Annotated in this window: 23 protein-coding genes; 6 read left to right on the forward strand and 17 right to left on the reverse strand. The window is 47.2% G+C overall.

The window, feature by feature from the left end:
- Window positions 1-162: 162 nt before the first annotated feature.
- Together gpmA and RS891_RS27380 are read right to left on the reverse strand one after the other, a co-directional pair.
- A complete protein-coding gene (gpmA, locus tag RS891_RS27375) occupies window positions 163-906 on the reverse strand; it encodes a 2,3-diphosphoglycerate-dependent phosphoglycerate mutase (protein ID WP_315793689.1) in 744 nt (247 codons plus the stop codon).
- Between the two features lie 72 nt (window positions 907-978).
- Entirely contained in the window at window positions 979-1,563 is a 585-nt protein-coding gene (locus tag RS891_RS27380; RefSeq protein WP_170867957.1) for a DUF420 domain-containing protein, read from the reverse strand.
- A gap of 374 nt (window positions 1,564-1,937) precedes the next feature.
- On the opposite strand from RS891_RS27380, the gene RS891_RS27385 reads away from it, so the two are divergent.
- Complete coding sequence (locus RS891_RS27385) at window positions 1,938-3,128, forward strand: cation:proton antiporter (RefSeq protein ID WP_315793690.1); 1,191 nt, start codon at window positions 1,938-1,940, stop codon at window positions 3,126-3,128.
- 137 nt (window positions 3,129-3,265) lie between these two features.
- Here RS891_RS27385 and RS891_RS27390 read toward each other — a convergent pair whose 3' ends face one another.
- From RS891_RS27390 to RS891_RS27435, 10 genes are all read right to left on the reverse strand, one after another.
- Window positions 3,266-3,751 carry a DedA family protein gene (locus tag RS891_RS27390; RefSeq protein ID WP_113055434.1) on the reverse strand — a complete coding sequence of 162 codons (486 nt, stop codon included), beginning with the start codon at window positions 3,749-3,751 and terminating at the stop codon, window positions 3,266-3,268.
- Between the two features lie 13 nt (window positions 3,752-3,764).
- Window positions 3,765-4,310, reverse strand: a complete 546-nt coding sequence (gene pssA / locus RS891_RS27395; RefSeq protein WP_063566539.1) for a CDP-diacylglycerol--serine O-phosphatidyltransferase — start codon at window positions 4,308-4,310, stop codon at window positions 3,765-3,767.
- Between the two features lie 20 nt (window positions 4,311-4,330).
- Entirely contained in the window at window positions 4,331-6,088 is a 1,758-nt protein-coding gene (locus RS891_RS27400; protein ID WP_315793691.1) for a sensor histidine kinase, read from the reverse strand.
- Window positions 6,085-6,765 carry a response regulator transcription factor gene (locus RS891_RS27405; protein WP_113055436.1) on the reverse strand — a complete coding sequence of 227 codons (681 nt, stop codon included), beginning with the start codon at window positions 6,763-6,765 and terminating at the stop codon, window positions 6,085-6,087. The genes RS891_RS27400 and RS891_RS27405 overlap by 4 nt, the downstream gene beginning before the upstream one ends.
- Before the next feature lie 248 nt (window positions 6,766-7,013).
- On the reverse strand, window positions 7,014-7,820 hold the full coding sequence (thiD, locus tag RS891_RS27410) for a bifunctional hydroxymethylpyrimidine kinase/phosphomethylpyrimidine kinase (RefSeq protein WP_064640632.1): 807 nt from the start codon (window positions 7,818-7,820) through the stop codon (window positions 7,014-7,016).
- A 104-nt stretch (window positions 7,821-7,924) separates the two neighbouring features.
- Window positions 7,925-8,623, reverse strand: coding sequence for an ABC transporter permease (locus tag RS891_RS27415; protein WP_315793692.1), 699 nt, complete (start codon window positions 8,621-8,623; stop codon window positions 7,925-7,927).
- Entirely contained in the window at window positions 8,616-9,539 is a 924-nt protein-coding gene (locus tag RS891_RS27420) for an ABC transporter ATP-binding protein (protein ID WP_315793693.1), read from the reverse strand. Before RS891_RS27420 ends, RS891_RS27415 begins: the two co-directional genes overlap by 8 nt.
- A 128-nt stretch (window positions 9,540-9,667) precedes the next feature.
- Complete coding sequence (locus RS891_RS27425; RefSeq protein WP_315793694.1) at window positions 9,668-10,600, reverse strand: sensor histidine kinase; 933 nt, start codon at window positions 10,598-10,600, stop codon at window positions 9,668-9,670.
- Window positions 10,597-11,316 carry a response regulator transcription factor gene (locus RS891_RS27430; RefSeq protein WP_309304348.1) on the reverse strand — a complete coding sequence of 240 codons (720 nt, stop codon included), beginning with the start codon at window positions 11,314-11,316 and terminating at the stop codon, window positions 10,597-10,599. The genes RS891_RS27425 and RS891_RS27430 overlap by 4 nt, the downstream gene beginning before the upstream one ends.
- 135 nt (window positions 11,317-11,451) lie before the next feature.
- Complete coding sequence (locus RS891_RS27435; protein WP_113055441.1) at window positions 11,452-12,294, reverse strand: DegV family protein; 843 nt, start codon at window positions 12,292-12,294, stop codon at window positions 11,452-11,454.
- 305 nt (window positions 12,295-12,599) lie between these two features.
- On the opposite strand from RS891_RS27435, the gene RS891_RS27440 reads away from it, so the two are divergent.
- The 4 genes from RS891_RS27440 to RS891_RS27455 all read left to right on the forward strand — a co-directional run bounded on the left by RS891_RS27440 (window position 12,600) and on the right by RS891_RS27455 (window position 15,937).
- Complete coding sequence (locus RS891_RS27440) at window positions 12,600-13,376, forward strand: ABC transporter permease (RefSeq protein WP_113055442.1); 777 nt, start codon at window positions 12,600-12,602, stop codon at window positions 13,374-13,376.
- Window positions 13,373-14,173, forward strand: coding sequence for an ABC transporter permease (locus RS891_RS27445; RefSeq protein ID WP_113055443.1), 801 nt, complete (start codon window positions 13,373-13,375; stop codon window positions 14,171-14,173). The genes RS891_RS27440 and RS891_RS27445 overlap by 4 nt, the downstream gene beginning before the upstream one ends.
- Before the next feature lie 22 nt (window positions 14,174-14,195).
- Window positions 14,196-15,164 (forward strand): ABC transporter ATP-binding protein, encoded by a 969-nt coding sequence (locus RS891_RS27450; protein WP_315796468.1) that lies wholly within the window; start codon window positions 14,196-14,198, stop codon window positions 15,162-15,164.
- A 95-nt stretch (window positions 15,165-15,259) separates the two neighbouring features.
- On the forward strand, window positions 15,260-15,937 hold the full coding sequence (locus RS891_RS27455; RefSeq protein ID WP_315793695.1) for a M14 family metallopeptidase: 678 nt from the start codon (window positions 15,260-15,262) through the stop codon (window positions 15,935-15,937).
- A gap of 114 nt (window positions 15,938-16,051) precedes the next feature.
- Here the strand turns inward: RS891_RS27455 and RS891_RS27460 are convergent, their stop codons facing one another.
- The 5 genes from RS891_RS27460 to RS891_RS27480 all read right to left on the reverse strand — a co-directional run bounded on the left by RS891_RS27460 (window position 16,052) and on the right by RS891_RS27480 (window position 20,993).
- Complete coding sequence (locus RS891_RS27460) at window positions 16,052-16,459, reverse strand: MerR family transcriptional regulator (RefSeq protein ID WP_113055445.1); 408 nt, start codon at window positions 16,457-16,459, stop codon at window positions 16,052-16,054.
- 24 nt (window positions 16,460-16,483) lie between these two features.
- Entirely contained in the window at window positions 16,484-17,965 is a 1,482-nt protein-coding gene (locus RS891_RS27465; protein WP_315793696.1) for an alpha/beta hydrolase family protein, read from the reverse strand.
- A gap of 173 nt (window positions 17,966-18,138) precedes the next feature.
- Complete coding sequence (locus RS891_RS27470) at window positions 18,139-18,585, reverse strand: FixH family protein (RefSeq protein ID WP_113055447.1); 447 nt, start codon at window positions 18,583-18,585, stop codon at window positions 18,139-18,141.
- A gap of 17 nt (window positions 18,586-18,602) precedes the next feature.
- Entirely contained in the window at window positions 18,603-19,055 is a 453-nt protein-coding gene (locus RS891_RS27475) for a disulfide oxidoreductase (protein ID WP_076291195.1), read from the reverse strand.
- Between the two features lie 309 nt (window positions 19,056-19,364).
- Window positions 19,365-20,993 (reverse strand): copper amine oxidase N-terminal domain-containing protein, encoded by a 1,629-nt coding sequence (locus tag RS891_RS27480; protein WP_113055448.1) that lies wholly within the window; start codon window positions 20,991-20,993, stop codon window positions 19,365-19,367.
- A 329-nt stretch (window positions 20,994-21,322) separates the two neighbouring features.
- Here RS891_RS27480 and RS891_RS27485 point away from each other — a divergent pair, with 329 nt between their 5' ends.
- Window positions 21,323-21,529: a hypothetical protein gene (locus RS891_RS27485; RefSeq protein ID WP_113055449.1), complete on the forward strand. Its 207-nt coding sequence runs from the start codon at window positions 21,323-21,325 to the stop codon at window positions 21,527-21,529.
- Window positions 21,530-21,936: the final 407 nt, after the last annotated feature.

The raw sequence follows: 21,936 nt of genomic DNA on the forward strand, positions 1-21,936 counted from the left end.
TAGGAGAAAAACGAAACGTCAGATGCAATCGCTAAAATTAGAGAATAGCTATTAAAGCATAAAGAATGGCCCCTAAGAATTCAGGAGCCATTTTCTAACGTGATGTATAAGTCGAACTCATCTTTACTAATGTATAGCCTGCTGGTCATAACAATCGTCCGATTAATCGGACGGTGGTGCGACATGAGTCATTTCCTCATGTTTGTACGTCGAACCATCCGCAGTGAGGTAAAAATGTCCGATCGGATGCAGATCTTCATCCAGTTCATAGACCAGGGGAATACCTGTTGGGATATTAAGCGCCATTACGTCTGCTTCGGACATTTGGTCCAGATGCATAACGAGTGAACGGAGCGTATTGCCGTGCGCGGAGATGAGCACCCTTTTGCCCGCTGACACAACCGGTTTGATCTCTGCATTCCAATACTCCAGCACCCGCTTCGATGTATCCATCAAATTCTCGGTACGCGGGATGGTGCAGCCCAGCCTTTGATACTTGTCCTGATCCTGAACATAACGCTCATCTGTATCGTCTAGTGCTGGAGGAGATACGCTAATGGAGCGTCTCCACTCCTTCACCTGCTCCTCGCCGTACTTCAGCGCAGTCTGCTGTTTGTTCAGTCCTTGTAGTGCACCATAGTGACGTTCGTTCAGCTTCCACGTCTTCGTGATCGGAATCCACATCCGGTCCATCTCATCAAGTGCAATATCCAGTGTTCGAATGGAGCGTTTGAGTACCGAAGCATAAGCATAATCAAAATCAAAACCCTGTTCCTTCAGGATCTTTCCCGCTTTACGCGCTTCTCCGTATCCATCGGTCGTCAGATCCACATCCGTCCAACCGGTAAAACGGTTCTCCACGTTCCACATACTCTGTCCATGGCGAATCAATACGACTCTGTACATAAGCGTGAATCCTCCTTCCATGAAACCATTACCCGCAAGGCGAGCCGGATATGCCCATGATATGTGAAATTATTAATAGTACGGTGCCATCATCAGATATACAACTACACCCGTGGAACTCACGTAGAGCCAGATTGGCATCGTCCAGCGAGCAATTTTACGGTGTTTCTTCAATTGATTCGTCCAGCCCCATACCAGAGTGAACAGAGCAAGCGGCACAATAATCGCTGCCAGGATGCTGTGTGTGATCAGAATGAAGAAATAGATGGAACGAATGATGCCTTCTCCGCCGTATTTGGACGTTTCCGGAGACAGATAGTGAAACGACAAATAAGTAACGAGAAATAAAAGGGTTGTTGAAAATGCAGCAAGAATGAAACGTTTGTGCAATTTCACATTCCGCTTGATAATGGCAATCAAGGCCGCAAGCAAAAAGATGAAGGTGAAGCTGTTGAACACGGCGTTGAACCGTGGCAACACGGTAATATCAAAGGCTACATCGCCTTTGTATCCGATGGACGGAGCAAAGAACAACAATAAAATAATGACATTGGCGATAATGGAAATGGTAATAATAAGACCTGCAAAGTTTTTATTACTGGTCGGGGCAATCTGATTGGATTGAATGTTCGGGTCCCCTTTGTCCTGTTTGCCCAATGAAAAATCCTCCTCATATCCTAACTTCTATGTTCTATCTCATTATATCTTGCCATTTCTCGACTGTTAAGTGACAACACTCTGAACAAAAGGCTCGTCAGGTACCCTTAAAATGCCCACATAAGGCCATTTTCATTAAAAGCCCACCTTCACTGGTTTACCCCATCCTGTATTTGTGGTATAATTAATGCAATTAATCAAATACGCGTTGAACTGGAGGAGCCTGTCACCAAGGGCCCTCCTTGTCTTTTTTAAGGCATAAAGCGGCACTTTTACAAGCGCTGTTTTATGCCTTTTTCTGTTCCTGAGGCCTGGAATGATCCCCCCTTGGACTGGTAATCCTATAAACGCTACTGCTGGAGAGGAGTACACCTATGGAATTTATTTTGGTTCTTGCACTTATTTTGATTTTCACCAAGTTGGCTGGTGATTTGTCCGTAAGACTCGGTCAGCCGTCGGTTCTGGGCAAATTGATTGTTGGTGTTATTCTTGGTCCCGCTCTGCTCGGTTGGGTACAACAAAGTGATTTTGTCCATTACATGGCTGAAATCGGGGTTTTGCTGCTTATGTTCATTGCCGGACTTGAGACGGATTTGGAGCAGTTGAAGAAAAATTGGAAGGCAGCCTTTGCTGTTGCCGTGGGTGGTATCATTTTACCATTCATCGGAGGTTATGGAGCTGCCGCTGCTTTTGGCATGTCGCAGACACATGCTTTGTTTTTTGGACTATTGTTCTGTGCGACTTCGGTCAGCATCTCGGTTCAAACGTTAAAAGACATGAATCAACTAAGCTCTCGTGAGGGTACAACGATTCTTGGAGCGGCTGTCGTCGACGATGTACTCGTAGTGGTCATCCTCGCTGTCATGATGAGTTTGCTCGGAACAGGTGCATCCGATACTTCAATCTCGCTGCTTATTGGCAAGAAGCTTTTATTCTTTGTTGTTATTATCGCTGCCAGCTGGTTCCTTGTTCCACGTATTATGAAGTGGATGGCACCATTGAAGGTCACGGAGACCGTTATTACAGCCGGATTAATCATTTGTTTTGGCTTTTCGTACTTTGCAGAATGGATGGGTGTTGCAGGGATTATCGGGGCCTTTGCAGCAGGTATTGCCATCTCCCAGACGAACTTCAAACATGAGGTCGAAACCAAGCTTGAACCGATCGCATACGGAATCTTTGTCCCGGTATTCTTTGTAAGCATCGGTTTGAATGTGACTTTTGACGGCGTGGGTTCGCAAATCTGGTTCATTATCGTCATCAGTCTGATTGCCATTGTAACCAAGCTTCTGGGCGGCGGAGCAGGTGCGCGTCTGACCGGATTTGATCGCTCATCTTCTCTCGCCATCGGTGCAGGCATGATTTCCCGGGGTGAAGTTGCTCTTATTATCGCTTCAACCGGACTTGCTTCCGGCTTGCTCGATTCTGAATATTTCACCAGTGTAGTCATTATGGTTATCGTTACAACCCTGGTTACGCCACCTTTACTCAAAATCACCTTTGCACGCAAAAAAGGGGAAACTCGTGTTGAAAAAGGCATTGAGGAATCCCATCTAAGCGGGTAAATAAAATTATTATCAGCTCACCGTGATGTTGCGGTGGGCTTTTCATTTTTCAAGGGAGTTAAATAAACACAACAAAAAAGACCACTCCATTAACAAGAGGTCTTTATCCTCGCCTGTTCATAACAGGCTGTCCCATTTTAAGTTAACACACCTACGTAAAAACCGATCGATATAAACACAACACACCATATAAACGCGCCAATGCTGGAGACAAGAACGTATCGTCCTATAGACATGCGGCTGATCCCGGAGAAACAGCACATCAGATGACGAATGCCTGGAATGAAGTAGCCCAGTATGATGGACCAGTACCCGTATTTTAAAAACCAGGACTCCACCCTGCCCAGCCGTTTGGCGTTGACCCCGACCCATTTACCATACTTCTCAACCAGTGGCCGACCAGCCTTCTTGCCAATGGTGTAACTCAGAAGACCTCCAGTAAACGCTCCACCAAAACTGACAACGATGGACACCGAATAATTCAGCACCGAGATGGAGGCGAGATAACCGACAAAGGTCATCATCACCTCATCCGGAATAGGCATGCCAATCACGCCAAGAGCCAGTAGTCCATAAATTGCGAAATAACCATATTGACCAATAAATTCTCTTGCAAATTCCATACTGACTCGCTCCTTATTTCGGTTCCACAATATCCTTCTCATGGGGGGCTAGCACTTGTTTTAGAGACGGGAATCGGATTTGGCTAACCATTAGACCGGATAATACGATAATGACAAGATAGGCTACACCATGAGTAAAATAAGGACTCCAGAGCGCGAAAAAGGACATAAGACCGCCTGCAAACGTAATCGGCATGCCCACAAAACCATGGCTTGCTGTCTTCTGGCAATTGTAACGGGCGAGACGCAATGCACCACAAACCGGGAATAATGCTGTCAGCGCCATACCCAGTGCACTTACCTCATTCATGGAGTTCAAATATAGGATCAACACGGGTGCGGTTCCGAACGAAACAACATCAGCCAATGAATCCAGCGCTTTGCCGAATTCCCCCTCGCAATGCAGCTTGCGGGCTGCAAACCCGTCAAACAGATCAAAGAACATGGCTACCCAAATCATCGTCACGGCTAATGCAAACTCCCCATGAATTGCCATAATGACAGCCAGCATGCCTGAAGTTAAGTTGCCCAACGTTAGAATGGACGGTAAAGATTTCATAGACTTGACTCCCCTTCGTACTAAGCATTAGGAAAAATAATATAAAAACGGACTCCGTCCGGCGTGTTCTCCACGCCATAACTGCATCCATGCAAATCGAGAATCTGCTTCGCGATGGCCAGGCCAAGCCCGGTCCCCCCCATTTTGCGATTACGCGAGCGCTCCACACGGTAGAATCTTTCCCAGATGTACTGCCGCTCCGCTTCCGAAATCTGCTCACCCTGATTCTCAATGGAGATTCGAACCTGTCCTTCCGGCCTGCTGATCTCAATCATAATATCGGTCTTGGGGACAGCATGACGTATAGCATTCATCATCATATTGTAGATGACTTGCTCCAACTTGCTGCGGTCTCCCTCAATGGTCTGCTCGGTGGTGGAGACCAATACGACCTCCAGTTCCTTTTCCTTCAATTGTGGACCCAGACGTCCGGCAATATCTTCAATCATATCTCCAAGAGCCACTGCATCAGTATTTAGCTTAATCGCTTGGGATTCCAGCCGTACCAGATCCAGCATCTCTTCGACCATCGTTTCCATCTTGACCGCTTCATCGGCAATAATCTCGATGTAACGCTCACGTTTGCTCTCGCTGACCCCATCTTTCAACCCTTCGGAGTACCCTTTGATGATGCTGATTGGCGTTTTGAGCTCATGGGATGCATCGGCAAAAAACTCCCGTTGACGCTGTTCAATCCGCTGCTTCATCTCCATATCGGTGCGCATCTGACTATTCGCCTGTCTTAGTTCTTCCAAAGTCTGACCCAATGTCGTCGACAGCGCGTTGAGACTGTTGGACAGACTGCCAATCTCATCATTGCGGCGGATAGGCGATTTCACCGTGAAATCAAGGGTCGACATCTTTTTGGCAACATGGTTAAGGGCAAGCAATGGCTTGGTGACAATTCGGGACAGGAGCAGTGAAAGGAACACAATCAGCACAAATGCAGCAATTCCAAAATACGCATAAAATAGTTGTGTAGCTTCACTCGCCTCCCTCATCTCCTGCAGGGATGTCAGGGAAAAAATGAGCTGCTGCTGGGGTCCGGAGCTGTGCACCGGAGCAATGGTAAGCACATTTCGCACACCACTCCAGCTATCGGTCCATTCCTCATTAATCATTTTCCCGTTGGCGAGACTGAGCTGATCTTCCGTAGACAGCGGGAAGCGGCTATCCAGCGCCTGCACAAGCAGCCCCTGTCTCTGGCTCCATGTCCCCAGGTTGGGAAGAACAACTTCCTTCAATGTTCCTGACCATTCTTCTACCGGCTCCGTTAACTCCTGAAAATCTTCCGTTCCGCTGACCACAGAACTCTGATCCTTTATCTTCAGCGGATAAACCATAGGATCATTCATTCCACTTGCTGAGCCTGTAACGGTCAATTGCTGACCATACTTCAAGTGTGTAGCAAGCCATCCTGCGTTCTCACTGTTGATAAACAACGACAGAGATATATTCACCTGCTTGCCATCCTCTTGCAGAAGCACGATGTGGAATGGGTCATTGACCAGCTTACCTGTATTCGTCAGGATGACCAGATGCGACTGATTCTGCCGCATGAACTTTCCGGTTTCCTTGGCCAGCTGCACATCGTTCCAATGTCCCATGGAATATTGTTGTTCGAATTTTGTTAATTTTTTCTTAATGCTGCTGATCTTCTGATGTTGGTAAAAGTCCGGGAACCAGACCAGTTGGGCAATCACGGTTGTTCCATATAGAAGAAGCAGAAATCCAGCCATGACCAAAAACAGTTTCATCGTTACACCGTTACGTCTCATGCCTCGGCCTCGAATCGATAACCGGTACCGATAACCGTTCGGATACACTTCGCTTCATCCCCAAGTTTGCTGCGAAGCTTTTTGATATGGGTATCCACCACACGCGAATCGCCCTCAAAGTCATATCCCCATACCCGATTAAGTATGGCATCACGGGACAGTACAATTCCCTGATTGCGAGTTAAATACAGCAGAAGGTCATATTCTTTGGGAGCAAGCTCCACTTCGATTCCATCCTTCTCAAGCCGCCGTGCCCATGGATCGAGGGCTGCGCCTCCAAACCGGATCACAGTCTGCTCCTTGCTAACGGCGCCCTCTACCCGCTTCATTAATGTCTCTGCACGTGCCACCAGTACACGAGGACTGAATGGCTTCGTAACATAATCATCCACGCCGAGCTGGAAGCCATGAATCTTGTCATCATCTTCCGATCGGGCAGTCAACATTATAATAGGTACGGTCGACTGGGAACGAATATGCCCACAGAGGGTCCATCCATCCATTTCCGGCATCAGCACATCCAGGATGACCAGATCCACTTCATGCAGTGCCAGCAATTCCAGCGCCTCCACCCCATGTTCTGCTTCAATAACGTTCCATTGTTCTTTTATGAAATAATCGGCCACAATCTCACGAATGCGGCTTTCGTCTTCCACAAGAAGCACTGTTCTGACCATGACCGACTCTCCTTTTAGCATTCTCTTGTTAACATAACGATTCCGTGTGTCGTCCGTGTGTCCAGCCATGTTCTGGAATGAACTCCATCTTATATACGATTAATATATACCAAAAGTTACTAAATTCCATACGTTTTCGCACAAAAAAGAAGCCGTCAACGAGCAACCTTCTGCTCATTGACAGCTACTTCCGGCTGAGACCACGTTTTTCTCCGCGATTACACACTACACGTGCGCACCGCTCAGTTTTACTTCTCCAGTCGGTGTGCTACATGCAACGTTGGGCCAACAAAGCGGTTCAGCGGGAATCCACCAGCAATCGCTTTGGTCACGAAGGCTTTGCCTTCACGAACAGCCTCTTTCACAGTAAGACCGCGCGCCAAACCTGCGGTAATTGCCGCAGATGTGGTGCAGCCTGCACCATGTGTATATCCGGAGCCAACAACATCGGCTTCAAACCATTCGTAGTTCGTTCCGTCATAGAGAAGATCCATCGCTTTACCCGGGTTAATAACGCCTCTGTCCTTGATCAGGACATGTTTCGCCCCATGATCGTGAATGACAGCTGCTGCAGACTCCATCTGCTCCTTGGAGCGGATTAGCCCACTTTTCGCGAGCTGTGAAGCCTCAAACAGGTTCGGGGTAACCAGATCAGCACCCGGCAACAGGAATTCGATCATTGCTTCTGTATTCTCAGGTTGCAGCACTTCGTCCGTACCTTTGCAGACCATTACCGGATCGATAACGATCTGTGGCAGTCCGCTCCGGCGGATGTGCTTCGCAACCAATTCAATGATGTCTACAGAACCCAGCATACCCGTCTTCATTGCATCAAAACCGATGCCATCCAGAACGGTGCGCAGTTGAGCCTCGACTACATTTAATTCCACAGGAAAGACCTGGTGATCCCACGTATCAGGCTCCATAGCCACAACAGTAGTAAGCACAGTCATGCCATACACGCCAAGCTCCTGAAAAGTTTTCAAATCTGCTTGAATCCCGGCACCGCCGCTCGTATCCGAACCAGCGATTGTTAATGTTTTTGGAATCGTCATGGTAGTTGCATTCTCCTTCATCCTTCAGTTGACATTATCCTATCCCTTGTACGAGCGGATGTCAATGGCATGTGAAGCCATACGGAGTATGGTTTTCAGAGGAATCAGTTCACATCTTTTGTCTCCAGACGAATCATGGACAGTGAAGCAATCCACAGTCCAACCGCCCCCAGCGTCAGTGGGATCACAATAAGCGTGTTGATGGAGAACGTAGGCCCGTTGAATCCAGAACATACTACAAGAACAAGCAGAATGGATGATACCAGTGTAGTCGTGACCGAATGTTTGCGCATCCCGAAGAATAGAGGGATCAGAGCCATCCCCGCAGCGGACAAGGAACTAATGGTGTACTTCAGCAACAGTACCAGTGCATCACTTATCGTCAACGTATCGGGAATGAAGGAGTAGAATTGGTTTGTAATAACCAGCAAGGCTCCCATCAGCAGATCGGTAAACAAAATCATCACAAAGGTAAAAACAAAGATAATAATCAGCTTGGCAGCAATGATTTTCTGGCGCTTGATCGGATAGGTAAACATGACGTTCATCGTTTTATTTCGATACTCACTAATAATCAGTTTCGCGATCAGCGCACCGCCAAAGATGATGAATACAGCTCTAGCAAACGTATCTATTAACATGAAGGAGACGTGGTAATCGGCAAAAGCGTAATCTTCTGCCCCCTGATCGGTGAATCCAATCAAGATGAGAAACAGGATAAGGGCGAGATTGGCGATACCTACCGTTCTGAAATTTCGGGCAAACCGATGTTTGCGCAGTTCCAGCTGGATCAGTTTAAGCAACGTCCCCATCCCCCTTCATTAAGCTCATGAAGTGTTCTTCCAATGAATGTGCCCGTTTGAAAATGGATTCAATCTCAACGCCATGCCCGATCAGCTTGCCTGTCAATTCCGATGGAGCAATGCCCGGATCATAGATGCGTACGGTATGGTCATCGATCAATTTATAATTTTTCAACCCCAGCTGATGTTCCAGCACATAGGTTGCTTTACGCGGGTCCAACGTTTGCAGCTCAATGTATTCGCTGTGGCTCCCGCGAATGCTCTCCATCGATACTTCTTCAACCAGACGCCCATTTCGAATGACCCCAACGGTGTCTGCAACCTGTTCAATTTCCCCAAGGATATGGCTGGAGATCAGCAAAGTAATACGATATTGGGAACTGAGACGTTTGAACAAATCACGCATTTCCTTGATTCCTACGGGATCGAGGCCATTGATCGGTTCATCCAGAATGAGCAGTTCCGGTGTTGTGATTAGCGCACGAGCAATGCCAAGTCGCTGCTTCATCCCCAGAGAGAAGTCACGAACAGGCTTCTTGCCTGTATCCTTGAGACCTACATTTTCCATCATGTCGTTAATGACCTTTTTGTTATGAAACCCCATGTATTCACAATGAAGATCCAGATTTTCCTTAGCGGACAGATTATCGTAGAAAAAAGGATACTCAATGATGCTGCCCATTCGTTTCAGCAATTCATAAGAGGTAGGCGTGAGCTTTTCTCCAAACAATTCAATCTCGCCTACAGTCGGCTTCACCAGATTAGTGAGCATCTTCATCATCGTGGTTTTCCCCGCTCCATTCGGACCAAGAAACCCGTAGATCTCCCCTTGCCTGATACTCATATTGACGTTGGATACAACCTCCGCCCCTGCATACGTCTTGGTCACACCTATCGTCCGCGCAATATATGTCATGTTCTCATTCTCCTTTACGTTCGTCCCTGACGGGTTCTTATATCTGTATTGTAAAGAGAAAAGTCTTCTTTTTTATTAATCAAATCTTACAAAAACCTTAAGCTTATCGCGAAAGCTAAAAACTGCTTCTAACAAGGTTTTAATGAAACCAAAAATACAGTTCGTACAAAAGGTACGCTTTGCAACCCAATACTTCCGCCCATCCGCTCCACCAATCGCTTCGTAATGGTCAGTCCCAGACCACTTCCTTGATAGAGACGATTACGGGAATCCTCAAGCGTATACATACGTTCAAATACACGGCTGTGCTCCTGTTCAGGAATACCCTTGCCCCGATCCCAGATGCTAAGAGTCACTCGTTCACCTATTGAATAGTCGAGTGAAAGGCCGAGCACCTTGCCATCCGCTCCATATTTCATGGCATTCGTAATCAGATTATCCAGCACACGGTCCAGCGCTTCCTCATTACCTTTGACGAAGATATCGCTTTCCGGGATGGACAGCTCTACTCGAAGACCCAGATTCGTTAACATGTCATAAAAAGAAATCATCTTCAATCGACACAATTCGCTTACATTGACCCTGGACAGTACAAGCTCGTTATCCCCCGACTCCAGCTTCGCCAGGTCAAAAAAGGAATGAATCAGACGCAGCACTTCCTGCGCCTTATCCTGGATTTTGCTAGTCATGATCGCGCGTTCCTGATCCGTTAGGGAAGTGCTGTGCAGCAGCGTTTCGCAATAACCAAGCACAACCGTAAGCGGCGTCTTCAGATCATGAGAGATATTGGAGAGCATGTTGCGCATCTCCTTCTCCTGATTGGCATAGCCCGCCTCAGCCCGATGTGCATGATCCAGTAACTGATTCATGTCCTTAAGGAGCTGGCTGATTTGGGGGTCACTGTTGAAGACAAGCAGGCGTTCAAATGTGTTCTTATCTATAATAGTGGTCAATTTCTCATGTATGTAAGTTAGATGGGTACTACGTTTATGTAACCTTACGCTCAACAGAATGACGACAAAAGCCAAGATCCCGGTAGAAAAGGCAAAGATCAATGTCATGCCGGGTCCACCTCAAGCTTATAACCGATACCCCACAATGTTTTGATATACCGGGGGTTGGAGGGGTCAACTTCCAGCTTCTCGCGCAGACGACGCATATGAACATTAATGATATTTTCGTCGCCATAATAATGATCATTCCAGACAGAAGCGTAAATTTGAGCCTTGGTAAATACTTTGCCAGGGTGGGTGACAAACATTTTGAGAATGCCAAATTCCTTGGAAGTAAGTTTTACAGGTATGCCATCACGCTCAACTTCATACGTTTCCGTATCGACCACAAGTCCGCCAATGTGAATGCGCTGTGCCTTCGGAGTAGTTGCAGCTGCAGGTTGTGCGGTATAGTTGGCACGACGAATAGCCGCCTTGATCCGGGCGGTCAGCTCGATCAATGAGAATGGTTTGCTCAAGTAATCATCAGCGCCGAATCCCAGGCCAAGGGCTTTGTCCACCTCTCCGTCCTTCGCAGACAGGATGAGTACTGGCACCAGACTGGTGGCACGGATGCTCTGGAGCACTTCCATCCCATTTTTATGTGGCAGCATCAGATCGAGAATGACCAAGTCATAAACTGACGGTGATTGACTGAATTGACGTTCCGCCTCCAGTCCGTCATATGCATAAGAGACGTCATAGCCCTCTTTTTCCAAATAAGGACCGACCATTTCACTAATTGACCGATCATCTTCAACAAGCAGCAAGCGATAACTTGACACGATATTCCCTCCAACTTGATCGTTTTCCTTTATTACCTCACAGTTTGCATCAATTGGCAATGAAATACGAAAAACCCGGCAGGATCGCCACTTCATGTTTCAAAGTGAACCTCCTGCCGGGCCTCATTAACTACTTTATACCGTCTCGCTTCGTATCCAGCACAGTCCAATTGTTCCCGCACCTGCATGAATGCCTACCACAGGGATAAAAGGCATAATTTCCGTCTTCAAGCGGGGAAGCAGATCTGCAATCTGCTGTTTGATTGTAACGGCTTCTTCCTGATTGTTCGCATGCATGATGCATACATGCTTCACTTTCCCCATATCCACCTTGAGCACATCCAGCATGCGCTGTTTGGCCCGTTTGAACGTACGGATTTTCTCATTCACAACCACTTTGCCCTCTTCGAATCGAAGCAGCAGATGAATTTTCAACAATTGACTAAGAATAAGCTGGGTCCCGGACACACGCCCACTGCGGTGTAAATGCTGAAGACTGGCCGGAATGAGGTAAAAGGACATATTATCAATCATCTGTTCAATGTGAAGTTTGATTTCGGCAGCTGTCTGACCTTGCTTCTGCCATTCCAGTCCTTGCAATATCATCTCCCGCAGCGGATAAGCACCTGCTCTGGAATCAATGGCGGTAACCGTCACACCTGCAATTTCGGCAGCCTGCATCGATGTGTGCAGCGTTCCGCTTAGCGCAGTGGAGCAATGAATGGTAATAATCTCATCGTACTGGCCTTTCAACGACTCATACAGCTCAATAAATTCACCAATCGGCGGCTGTGAACTGCTTGCGCGTGAAGCCCCATCAAGTTTCTCATAGAACAATTCCGATGAGATGTCTTCTGTCTCCCGATAACATTCCTCTCCAAAAACGATGCGCAGAGGTACGATGTAAACATGATTCTGCTCAGCAAATAGCGGATCGAGTGTGCTCGTACTGTCGGTGACCCATGCAATTTTCCTCATTCCAACCTTCTCTCTTGCCGGATTGTTGAAGCTGTATCCTCAATCGTCAGGCACATGCCCGGCGGATTATTTAAAATTTGAATAGTTTATATTGTAAACGTTTGCGTTCTTGCTCCCCAATTATAAAGGAACGGACAAACCGCTGTCTTGTGGCGCATTAATGAACAGCCTCATTTCTTCCGGTATATGCCAAAAAAATGTCTTGCCTGTGAAGGAATTAATTGGTATGCTGTTGTCCTTCTCTCTTTTTCGCCTTGACTGAAGTGAACGGAACCGCCGTTCAACCAACTTATCGGAGGTGTCACATGCTTTATTTCACTCTGGCTTCCAAAGCCTACTCCCGGAACCTGCAATACCGCGGGGCCCACATGGTACATAACCTGGCAAGCGCCATGTTCGGTTACATGTATGCCTGTCTCTGGATCGGCATCGGGGCCGACCACTCTCTCGGAGAATACGGGACACAGGGGATGATCAGTTACATTGCGTTTACGCAATCCTCTCTCTGGATCTCGGGTTTTCTCACCAATGGACTTGGTATTCCACTCTCGGTCAGGACAGGGCAGATCGCACTTGATCTCATGAGGCCGGTTCATCTGTTCACCCACCTGATGGCACGTGAATGGGGACAGGTTGCCTACCAGTTCGTGTACAAAAGCATTCCGATTTACCTGCTCTTCTCCATCGTATTTTCTCTGCAATGGCCCTCAGAAGCTTCAACCCTGCTATTTGCCGCAATTGGTCTTGCCGGCGCATCCTATTTATCCATCTGTATGAATTACATTATTGGCGCCACCGCGATGTGGACGACGGAGTCCTCCTGGCTGCATTGGGGCAATCACGCCATGATGAATCTGCTTGCTGGTTTCTTCATCCCGCTGGAATGGCTGCCAGACTGGTTGGAACGAATTGCTTGGTTGTCTCCCTATCCTTTCCTTCTCTACGTCCCGACCCGAATCTATCTGGGTTATGAAAATGGCTCCTTGTTATGGGGAACCTTGATTTGGTGCGTCCTCATGACGTTCGTCTGTCTGGCGATCACCCAGGTACTACGCCGTAAAGTGGAGGTGCAGGGCGGATGAAAACAACTTCCTGGTTTACTTTATATAAAATGCTCATTCGAACAAGCATCCGCAGCCGGATGCAATACAAGTTCAATTTCATCATGGCCTCCGTTCTGGCCGCCTTGATTCAAATCTCCGAATTTCTGATGGTTGCTCTGGTGCTTCACAAATTCGGAGCCATTAAAGGCTGGTCCCTTCATGAAATCGGTTACCTTTTCGCGATCATGACCCTATCCAAGACGCTGTATCGAACGTTTGGCAACGAAGTGCATCATTTGGAAAAATATCTGGTCGGCGGCGAACTCGATCAACTGTTAACCCGTCCGATGCCCGTATTGCTGGCCTTACTGCCACAGAACTTCCGCATCATGGCTGGTGAAGTGTTACAAGGCGGGTTTATTCTCTGTTGGTCTCTGGCCGGCATGATGCATAGCGGACAGATCGGCTGGACTGTCATCCCCTTCTCCCTGCTCGTCATCCTGACCGGAGCCATTATTCTTTTTTCGATTGGGCTTGCCACGGCAACGCTTGGATTCTGGACCACACGTATTGAGGAGCTGCAAACCATCACTGAGGATGCGGCGCGTACGGCTGCCCAATATCCGCTGACGCTATATCCCAAATGGATGTCTGGCATTCTGCTGACCTTGATCCCGGTGGGTTTCGTGAACTATGTTCCGTCACTCTATCTGCTTCGCGGCGAACTAGGTGCGTGGGTTCTTGTTGCGATTGTCGTTGTAGCCATCCTGAGTCTGGCCGCAAGTCTGCGTTTCTGGAAATTCGGTATAACCAAATATCAAAGTACAGGTAGCTAAGGAGGAGAATATCGTCATGACTATGATTACAGCGCGGCATCTGCAAAAGGAGTTCAAAACCCCTGTGGTACGTGAGGGTCGGTTCTCCGGGCTACGCACCTTGTTTTCACGTGAGTATCTGTCCAAGGAAGCGGTTCGAGACATCAGCTTTGATATTGGCAAAGGAGAATTTGTTGGATATATCGGCCCCAATGGGGCTGGAAAATCCACCACGATCAAAATGCTGACGGGTATCCTTCATCCGACATCGGGTGAAGTATTGCTCGGTGGCATGAATCCACATCAGGAAAGACGCCGCACGGTTGGACGCCTCGGTGTCGTGTTCGGGCAGCGCAGCCAGCTCTGGTGGGATCTGCCCGTGAAGGATTCGTATGATATTTTGGCCGAAATGTACGGAGTCCGTGCAGATGACAAAAAGAAACGATTAGCCCAGTTCGCCGAGCTGCTGGATCTGGAATCGTTCTGGGCTACACCTGTCCGTAAGCTCTCGCTTGGACAGCGGATGCGTGCGGATCTGGCAGCTTCCATGCTGCATGATCCTGAACTGCTTTTTCTCGATGAACCGACGATTGGACTGGATGTAAACGCGAAGCGGAACATTCGTCAATTTCTTCGTACATTAAATGAGGAGTTTGGCAAAACGATTCTGCTGACCACCCATGACATGGACGACATTGAGCAGCTATGCAGTCGGGTGATGGTGATCAATCACGGTCAGCTTACGTATGACGGCTCGATCCCTTCTCTGCGCGACACCATCGGTCTTCCAACACTTATCCGAGTTACGTATCGAGGTTCGTTTCATATGCCAGAAGCGATATCATCCGCCATTCAGATCACAGGGACAGAGGGCCAAATCGTCACTGTCGAAGTAAATCGAAAAGAGTGGAGCACGATGGACATTCTGAAGCAGCTCGAACAATGGGGCGAGATTGAGGATGTCGAGATGAAAGAACCGGATTTCGAGGATATTATTCATCGAGTGTACTGACTTGCCTATTTTATCCGGAACTGGATGAGGGCATGTTCAAATGCCGTTACATGCGGGGAGGACATGGCGTACTGTAATAGCGGAGGTGAAGTGTCATGCTTGTAACCAAACACACCCTTGCTGCATCCAGTGCACACGCTACTCCCTATTATCTCGTTCGGGGCACGAAGCCCGGACCCGTCATCATGATTACATCGGGAGTTCACGGAAATGAAACCGCGAGCATGGCCGCTGCGCAGAAGCTGGCGAATGACTGCATGGCAGGGCGTCGACACGTGGTTCGTGGACTCCTTATTATTATTCCACGAGTGAATCAGAAGGCTTACCGAAACCATAACCGTGGAAAACCTGATTTAAATCGCACCTTCCCGCGGCATATTTCTGGCAAAGCCAAACATCCGCTTGCCTCCGCCGTCTTTCAGCTTGCCCGTCAATATGGACCTGACTGGTGGCTGGATCTGCATGAAGCCAATGGATTATCCCAACGCAGCTCCCGGGTACTCGGACAAACCTTGATTACCAATCCAGGCAGTAAGGCTGTTCCGGTATGCAAACGAATTATAGGGCGAATGAATCGGTCGATCCCCATTCGTGACAGGCACTTCAATCTGAAGAAGCATGAGTTGCCCGGTTCAGCACGAACAGCCGCAGCTCGCCTGCTTCAAGCCCGCTCGGTTACCGTGGAGACCTGCTGGAGTCTTAACCGATCAGACCGGATCAAGTATCAGACGGAAATTGTGCACCATTTCCTCCGCGAAGCAGGCCTGTTTTGAATTGTTCGAAACGTTATCCATAGCCGGAAACATAAAAGACACCTTCAAAGATATTTCTCACGCAAGATGCGTCAGAGATGATCTTCGAAGGTGTTTATTGGTTAAAGGATTATTTTATGATTTGCCCTCTTCCTTGTTGATTCGGAAAGATTCAATGTAATTGTGAATATCATGCTCTGGCGTCAGGAGTAACCCCGCAAGAAGTGTCTGCATCTGCTGCAGGTTATCGATATGCAACTGAATCTCTTCAATTCGGTCACGTACAAGTGTTTTTAGTGCATCACTCTCCATGTCCTCTTGACTGAGCAGCTGCAACGTATCCTGTATTTCCTTTAAGGAATAACCCAGTGATTGAGCATCCTTAATGAATTTGACTTTAACCAGATAATCCTCGGTATACACACGGTATCCGTTAGACGAACGACGGGGAGCAGGCAGAATTCCACTGTCCTCGTAATACCGGAGCGTTGCCATGCTCACACCCGTACGTTTGGCTAACTCTCCTCTTGTCATGGTTTTCATGATACTCCTCCATCCATCTCCGCGTTAATCCTCCTGATTGCTCCGCAGCTTGGTGTACTTGGCATCATAAGTGGCCTCGGGGAAACGTGCTGACGTCCCTTCCAACAAAGGCTGCTGCTCTTCTCCCTTCAAGTAACGGTCAAAGAAGGCCAACGTATATGATCTTGTGATGTCCACATTATGCTCTGGTGTTATGCCTTTGGCAAACATGATAGGTGAAATTAACGGAATATCCGTGAAACTCTGATGGAAGAAATGATCCACGGTCAAGTAATACGTGTCATTGAGACTGCTTGTCATCACCCGATCCAAATCCGTTTCAAACTCGGGATAAAACACTTTATCCTTGGCAGTGGTGTTCGGGTCCAAACTTTTGGCTGTTTCCCCTGACATAATATACATAAACGGCTGTTGCAAGGCTGTCGTGGATACGGTTCCCCAGAATCCACCTTCCAAACTGAGTCCTGCTTTGAAACGGCTATCCTGCGCCAGTGCTTCCGCTGTTGTCGCACCACCATAGGAGTGGCCAAAGATACCGATATGATCCAGATCAAGCTTGCCTTCGAGCAGTTGATTCGGATCATGTTTATTCCATTGGGTGAGCGTATCCAGTACAAAGCTTGCGTCGGCTGCACGAATACCAACACCTTCTATATTATGTTGATACACTTCCTCTGACGTTAGATCGTCAGGATCCGGTTCATAAGAAGCAACATGTCCATCCGGGAATGTCACTTGAGCAGAGGTATATGGATGATCAATTCCAACAACAATGTAGCCGTGGCTTACCAGCTCCTCAATCGCGGTCATACTTTGAAAGCGTGCAGAACGTATTCCAGGTGAAAACAGCAATACTGGATACTTGCTCTGTGCGGCAGACACCTCAGCGCCTTTAACCACATGCGTGGGAATCGTATCAAGATAACTGAACACCACCGGTGGAATTCCAAATACGAGACTGATCGCCTCTCCCAATTCGGCAGGATAATGCTCTAGCGGTAATCCTTTAGCTGTTTCCTGATCTACAGGATACCAGACATTAATCATAAGTTCTCGCTTATCACCCGCTTCAGCCGTCTTGGTCTCTTCCCGAGATTCATCCGTTAACTGCTGTGAAAAGGTGCCTATGGCGAATGAACCTGTCGGTTCGGGCATCGTGAATGCAGGAAAAAGCGACGTCAGCACAATTGAACCTGCACTGAGAGCCAGCACTAGAAAGGATGCCAAGATGGTTTTGAACCACGAACGACGTTTCGATTTTTGTGTGTTCTGCATACGGCGTCCCGACTTCCGTAGTTGAATCGCCAATACAATCAGTAAAACAAGGGCTACGATATAGGTGGGCAGCAGCTGCACACGAAAATGATCGACTACCCCATGCAATAGAATAACCAGTGCCAGTGCCGACAACGTACCCACTTTCACTGCCTGACGTTTGGGAGCCATCAGTATGACTACTGCGCTAATAACCGTCACCATGACCAAAATCCATTCCAAAATCCTCATCGATCTTACCTCCAACTTGTTGTAATACATCAAGGATAAACCTTGAAGTATACTTCAAGGTCAAGGTATAAAAATGAGAAATTTATAACTACGAATTACACATGCAAAAACCCGATAAACGACGCAGCCGGAAGTGGCTTGTACGTAAACATTATCGGGCTGTATTTATCGATTTATTCTTCTACAGTTACCTTCGTTCGGGGCATGGTGTGCATTGCACCAGCAGTGACATGGACCTGAACGATATAGACTCCGGATTGCTCAAACGCGTAGCTTGCTTCGTATAATCCTTCACCTGTTGATTTCGCGGTGATGGCTCCCTTGGCTTCAAGCTCTTCTGCACTCATCATGCCTTGTTCCAGAGATGGTGCCTCGGGTTCATCCTGTTCATTCCAGATCTGAAACTGCACATGGTCCGCATCATTCACAGGCTTCCCCCCTTGTGTTAGCTGGATTTGCAAGGAAACATTTTCCTTAATGGACACCTTGTCCGGTACCATGAGCTTCACCTTGATCATCTCCGGCATCACACCTGACTGGGACTGCTTCTGTTCCGAACAACCCACAGTCAGGAGGATCAGAATGATGAAGGGCATGAACCAACGGACTTGTCCGCTCATCAATCATCTGTCCTTTCTTATGAAGAAGATTTTGGTGTTTTTCCAATTCCCCACAGCATAACAATAATGATGATAAATGCGATCAGTGCAAGTAACGGAATTGTGATAAAACCAAACCAGTTCAAGTAATCGGTATAACACGGAATTTGGCCGCATGCCACTGAACTACCCGTAGCTGAGTAAATGCGCTGAATCGTTACATGGTATAACGAGATCCCGCCTCCAATGAAACTCAGCGGAAGAACATACTTGGTAATTCCCACGTCATCCTTGAAGTAGGCAATGCCCAGTAAAATCGTTAACGGATACATGAAGATCCGCTGGAACCAGCACAGATCACAGGGGATGTATCCCTTAATCTCACTGAAATAAAGGCTGCCACCAGTCGCAATGACTGATACGGCCCAGGCAATAAACAGACGGGTATCAATATGTTTTGCCCGTCGCTCTGGCTTTGAAGCTGTGTCCATCCGCTTGAACCCCCTCTTCTTGTTTGATCATACCGAATAATAATACAACATACATGACTCCAACGGGCTAGTGATTACGATTATGTACAGTCCGCCACCGTACCGTGATCAATAACACGTTGCGGCGAGGTTGCTGACTCCATTGATTATACCAAATATTTGAATATTTTGATGTGGCCTTTTTGCGTCCATGTGATACCAATTGGATGGCTGAGTCCCAAAATAAGATGTAGGTAAAAAACTGAAATGACAATAAAAAAAGCTGCCGTATGGGGCAGCTTTTTTTCGTTCTTCTTTTATAAATAGTAATTACATAGATTTAGTCAGTGTGATCGAGCCATCTTTTTGTGCCCATTTTACATCCCAGCCAAGAAGTTCAGCGATGAAACGCAGTGGCACTTGTGTACGTCCGTCTTTGTTAACAAAGACCGTTGCACCCACATTTTTCTTCATGCCGTTCACTTCCATAACGTTGTTGTTCACCCAGAATTTCAATGTATCATTACCAGCCATTACAGTTACTTGTTGTGCTTTTTTATCCCATTTCACGGTTGCACCAATCCCTTCGCTCAGGAAGCGCAGTGGAATGTAGCTTGTGTTTTTCCAGAGCATTGGCGTGGTGTCCATGTTGGTTGTTTTGTCATTGATTTTCAGCGTTTTGCTGTTCAGCTGCATCCATACAGTTGTTGTATCTGTTCCAGGCATTGTCGGTGTAGTGGGTTGCTCTTGAAATTTATCATTGAATTGCGTCACGATTGCATTACCAAGGGCTTGACCTACACCAAACATTACTTTGAAGCCTTCACGGTTGGTGGTGTACGAACCTTCGTAGTTAGCTGCAGCATATTGATCCAGCACTTGTTGTACTTGCTTCTCATGTGTAGTCAATGCTTGTTGTCCGGCAGCTTTTGGCAGGTTGCCTGCTGTTGCGGAATCCAGGAATGTCGCGAACTCCGTTGTGAATCCATCAATACGTTTCTCGACAGCTGCACGAGCCGTTGCATCATTGTTTTTAACGGCTGTTACATAGTCGCTTTGTGCATTCACGTGGTTGGTTACCCAAATTTTCTCGAACGCGTTGGCACCGTCATTACCGTAAATGGAAGCGATCGCTGCTTTGAAATCTGCTGTGTTTCCAGCTTCAGCCGTAACCAGTGCATTGGATGCTGCTGTGCGGCCATCATATTGCTCTTGCATTTGCAGAGCCGACAGAGCGAAGTGCTCGGAAGCCAAGTGGTTCAGTGCAGATCTCAGATCAGCAGCTGGTGTGTCCGCTTTGCTGTTCTCGAATTTCTCAGGCATTTGTGTTGTGATTGCAGTGGAAAGTGCTTTACTCACGTCGAACATTTCTTTGAAACCTTCACGGTAAGCTTTGTATGCATCTGTGTAGTCACCAGCGACATATTCATCAAATACTTTTTGCACGAGATCTTCATGTACTTTCAAAGCATTTTTGGCTGCTGCTTTTGGCAATTTGCCTTCCGTTGCTGTGCTCAAGAATGTAGAGAATTCTTCTACAAAACCGTTGATATTATTCTGTGCCTGTTTGATTCCAGCCTGGTTACCCATTTTAGTTGCTTTCACAAGATCATCTGTATATTTGTTATGAGCGCGGAAGATCCGTTCGAATTCTTTGGCTCCTGCATCACCGTAAAGGGAAGCGATTGCCGGCTGCATATCCAATGCATTTTGGTCGAGTGCTTTGTAAGCTGCGTCTGCATCTTTTGCTCCGTCATATGCCTTCGCCATTGCGGTTACTGCGAGTGCAAAGTGTTCGGATAACAGGTGATCCAGGCTCGCTCTCAGGTCCGCAGCAGGTGTATTGACACTTGCCTTCATTGTAGTCATCGGTGTCTGTGGTGCTGCAGCAGCCCCGGCAATTCCTGGCATCAATAACGTCAAGCTCAGCATGGGTGCGATAAATTTCTTCATTTTCATTACGTGTTCACTCCTCGGTTAGTTTTGTTTATCCTTTGTTTCCTCGTCGTCGTCTTCATAGGGTGTAACGCAGGGTTCTTCAATCTGGATCACCTCTCTGGGCAAAAAAAATTGCAGCCTCCGCTTAGGAAAGCCGCAAATGCGCGCCACAACAAGGTTTATCTCAAATTTAAAATTTCAAAATTATAGTGATCCACTCCATTCAGCACTGCATACATACTGTAAGTGAAGGACTTAATTTTCCTTTATTTATCATTAAAAACTTACATCCAAGGTAAACTTGAAGTACAATGAACAGAACGATTGATTTCAATGAAGGAGGTCATCGCATGACATTGCTGCCCTATATTTTAATTGTTGGTATTGCCCTATTCGGTGGAATTGCTACCATGATCATCGGGAATTCAAAAGCGAATCAGACCAGCAATCCCGAGTATGATCGCAGGACCAAGCAAAATCTGAGCAAACTTACTTATGTATACGTTGGTGCCATCGTTCTCGGCATAGGCGGTTTCGTCCTGTATTTAGTGAACTGAATGGCCCTTACTCTCAGTCAGCAAAGTACATGTCTGAACTTTTCGAGTAATTCAAGGTTTCGTTGTACATATGGGATGGTTCGGCGAACCATTCCCCTCTCTCTTATGATGGCCAAGCGTCCAGGAAACACCCATGTATGCATTAGTTCAGAAAGAACTTCCCTGTTAAAAGAATTACCTTCCTGCGTGTATCCCTGCTCAAAATCAGCTGCAATCTCTCCCACTTCTCTCTCCTTGCTTCTCCAATATCTATAATGTGAATGCTCTCCTCTGTGAATAACAACATCCAAATGCCAAGATCCTTACACATGTTTACAAGTTGGAGATAATTCAGAATTATTCTGGATATGTTCAGTGGGTAATATAAAGCCATAAGGACAGCAAGCCATTATAAATAACACAATTTA

The sequence above is a fragment of the Paenibacillus sp. BIC5C1 genome (genome assembly GCF_032399705.1).
In the GTDB taxonomy this organism is placed as follows: domain Bacteria; phylum Bacillota; class Bacilli; order Paenibacillales; family Paenibacillaceae; genus Paenibacillus; species Paenibacillus taichungensis_A.

Excerpts from the sequence above, each read along its gene's own strand:
- gpmA (WP_315793689.1), bottom strand. The coding sequence starts at position 906 with ATGTACAGAGTCGTATTGATTCGCCATGGACAGAGTATGTGGAACGTG.
- RS891_RS27385 (WP_315793690.1), top strand. The coding sequence starts at position 1,938 with ATGGAATTTATTTTGGTTCTTGCACTTATTTTGATTTTCACCAAGTTG.
- RS891_RS27390 (WP_113055434.1), bottom strand. The coding sequence starts at position 3,751 with ATGGAATTTGCAAGAGAATTTATTGGTCAATATGGTTATTTCGCAATT.
- pssA (WP_063566539.1), bottom strand. The coding sequence starts at position 4,310 with ATGAAATCTTTACCGTCCATTCTAACGTTGGGCAACTTAACTTCAGGC.
- RS891_RS27400 (WP_315793691.1), bottom strand. The coding sequence starts at position 6,088 with ATGAGACGTAACGGTGTAACGATGAAACTGTTTTTGGTCATGGCTGGA.
- RS891_RS27405 (WP_113055436.1), bottom strand. The coding sequence starts at position 6,765 with ATGGTCAGAACAGTGCTTCTTGTGGAAGACGAAAGCCGCATTCGTGAG.
- thiD (WP_064640632.1), bottom strand. The coding sequence starts at position 7,820 with ATGACGATTCCAAAAACATTAACAATCGCTGGTTCGGATACGAGCGGC.
- RS891_RS27420 (WP_315793693.1), bottom strand. The coding sequence starts at position 9,539 with ATGACATATATTGCGCGGACGATAGGTGTGACCAAGACGTATGCAGGG.
- RS891_RS27425 (WP_315793694.1), bottom strand. The coding sequence starts at position 10,600 with ATGACATTGATCTTTGCCTTTTCTACCGGGATCTTGGCTTTTGTCGTC.
- RS891_RS27435 (WP_113055441.1), bottom strand. The coding sequence starts at position 12,294 with ATGAGGAAAATTGCATGGGTCACCGACAGTACGAGCACACTCGATCCG.
- RS891_RS27440 (WP_113055442.1), top strand. The coding sequence starts at position 12,600 with ATGCTTTATTTCACTCTGGCTTCCAAAGCCTACTCCCGGAACCTGCAA.
- RS891_RS27445 (WP_113055443.1), top strand. The coding sequence starts at position 13,373 with ATGAAAACAACTTCCTGGTTTACTTTATATAAAATGCTCATTCGAACA.
- RS891_RS27450 (WP_315796468.1), top strand. The coding sequence starts at position 14,196 with ATGATTACAGCGCGGCATCTGCAAAAGGAGTTCAAAACCCCTGTGGTA.
- RS891_RS27455 (WP_315793695.1), top strand. The coding sequence starts at position 15,260 with ATGCTTGTAACCAAACACACCCTTGCTGCATCCAGTGCACACGCTACT.
- RS891_RS27460 (WP_113055445.1), bottom strand. The coding sequence starts at position 16,459 with ATGAAAACCATGACAAGAGGAGAGTTAGCCAAACGTACGGGTGTGAGC.
- RS891_RS27465 (WP_315793696.1), bottom strand. The coding sequence starts at position 17,965 with ATGAGGATTTTGGAATGGATTTTGGTCATGGTGACGGTTATTAGCGCA.
- RS891_RS27470 (WP_113055447.1), bottom strand. The coding sequence starts at position 18,585 with ATGAGCGGACAAGTCCGTTGGTTCATGCCCTTCATCATTCTGATCCTC.
- RS891_RS27475 (WP_076291195.1), bottom strand. The coding sequence starts at position 19,055 with ATGGACACAGCTTCAAAGCCAGAGCGACGGGCAAAACATATTGATACC.
- RS891_RS27480 (WP_113055448.1), bottom strand. The coding sequence starts at position 20,993 with ATGAAAATGAAGAAATTTATCGCACCCATGCTGAGCTTGACGTTATTG.
- RS891_RS27485 (WP_113055449.1), top strand. The coding sequence starts at position 21,323 with ATGACATTGCTGCCCTATATTTTAATTGTTGGTATTGCCCTATTCGGT.